Source organism: Flavobacteriales bacterium (genome assembly GCA_013214975.1).
In the GTDB taxonomy this organism is placed as follows: domain Bacteria; phylum Bacteroidota; class Bacteroidia; order DT-38; family DT-38; genus DT-38.
Genome location: JABSPR010000261.1, coordinates 1 through 1,777, shown reverse-complemented (window position 1 = coordinate 1,777; position 1,777 = coordinate 1). Strand labels below are relative to the sequence as shown.

Here is a 1,777-nt window from a genome sequence, read left to right as displayed (position 1 = left end):
TAATGATAAAGGAATTGATATTGACGGTGGGGCAAGTCTTTCTACGATAGATGGAAAGCAGATTTCGCAAATAGTATTCGGTGCAGATTATTCATATCAATGTAACTACGAGTTGTGGGGAACGAAGGGGAAAATTACGTCGCATAGAGCGTACTCGGCACATCCTGATGTTAGTCCAAAGATTACAATTGAAACTAAGGAAGGAGTGGAGGAAATTAATTTTCCGCCCGACAATCATTTCTTGAATGCCTTGGACGATTTTGTAGATACCTTAAAAAGGGAAGATTTCTCAAAAGATTATTCTGACATTATATCTCAAGCGAAGCTAATGGAAGAGTTTAAAATTAAATCGAATTGAAAAAAGTATTTGTGACAAAGCCTTCATTGGCAAGTTTGGACACATTTAAAGAAATGTTGGAGCCAGCATGGGAGTCGGGGATTCTTACGCATAATGGGCCGTTGGTACAAAGATTCGAAAGTGAATTGGAAGATTTATATGAAGTGGATCATCTTGCTGTTGTTACGAATGGTACGCTTGCAATTCAACTGGCCATAAGAGCACTCAACCTAAAAGGTGAAATAATTACTCCTGCCTTTACTTGGATAGCCACGGCAAGTGCGATTAAGTGGGAAGGTTGTATACCCGTTTTTGTTGATGTAGAATCAGACACCTATAACATAGATCCGAATAAAATTGAAGCTAGTATAATGAAGGATACAGTTGCCATCTGCGCGGTACATGTTTTTAGTAATCCTTGTAATGTGGAGGCGATAGAAAAGATTGCTGACAAGCACAACCTTAAGGTTATTTACGATGGAGCTCATGCCTCAAATGTTGAGTACAAGGGAGTGAACATTTTGGAATATGGTGATATATCTACAGTAAGTTTTCATGCAACGAAATTATTGAACTCTGGCGAGGGAGGTGCTTGCGTTTCGAAATCTGAAGAACTGATTAGTCGGATAAAGAGACTTCGATTTTTCGGTTACGATGGGCAAGGAGAAATTGTTGATGAAGGTTGTAACGGAAAAATGACCGAGGTGCATGCTGCCTTAGGATTGGTGAATATTCCACTTGTTGAAGAGGTCATAGAGCATCGAAAGCAAATTTATTCAAGTTACAGAGAAAGGCTTGAAAACATAGAATCAATAGGATTTCAAAAGATAAATAAGGAGTCGTATAATTTCAGTTACATGCCCATTACTTTAAATTCTGAGGAAACTTTATTGAAGGTTATCGCCGAATTAAATAAAGAGGGAATCTATCCAAGACGGTATTTCTATCCGTCTCTAAATCAGGTTGAGAGCCTTAAAGATAAAAGTTGCCATGTTCCGAATTCGGAGAGTTTAGCGTCGCGTATTATTTGTCTTCCGTCGCACAATAATGTAGATGAAGATACCATTCAAAAAATTTCAGATATTATAACTAGAACTGTTAGTTCTTAGTGTGTTATAAATGGAAATGAATGTTGTAAATTCATGCTATAACATAAACCAACTAGCATGAAATTATATATCGAACGACAAGAAAGTTATTCTAAAACGGAGCTTCTATTAAGAGGCTTTTTAGGGTTTCTCTATATAGATTTACCACACGCATTTCTTCTTATGTTTTTCGGAATTTGGAGTCGTATTCTAACGTTTCTCTCTATGTGGATCATTCTTTTTACAGGAAGGTATCCAGAAAGTTTTTTTGAATTTCAAGTTGGACTAATGCGATGGAATGTCCGGTGGAAGGCTCGTTCCTATAACTTGGCAGATGGATATCCTGCAATTG

The 1,777-nt window shown here is 37.4% G+C and carries 3 protein-coding genes; all 3 read left to right on the top strand.

From position 1 onward, the window contains the following. A partial coding sequence (locus tag HRT72_08445; GenBank protein ID NQY67735.1) for a hypothetical protein occupies window positions 1-358 on the top strand: 358 nt, incomplete at its 5' end. Next, window positions 349-1,446, top strand: coding sequence for a DegT/DnrJ/EryC1/StrS family aminotransferase (locus tag HRT72_08440; GenBank protein NQY67734.1), 1,098 nt, complete (start codon window positions 349-351; stop codon window positions 1,444-1,446). The genes HRT72_08445 and HRT72_08440, both read left to right, overlap by 10 nt. A 57-nt stretch (window positions 1,447-1,503) precedes the next feature. Beyond that, a partial coding sequence (locus HRT72_08435) for a DUF4389 domain-containing protein (GenBank protein NQY67733.1) occupies window positions 1,504-1,777 on the top strand: 274 nt, incomplete at its 3' end.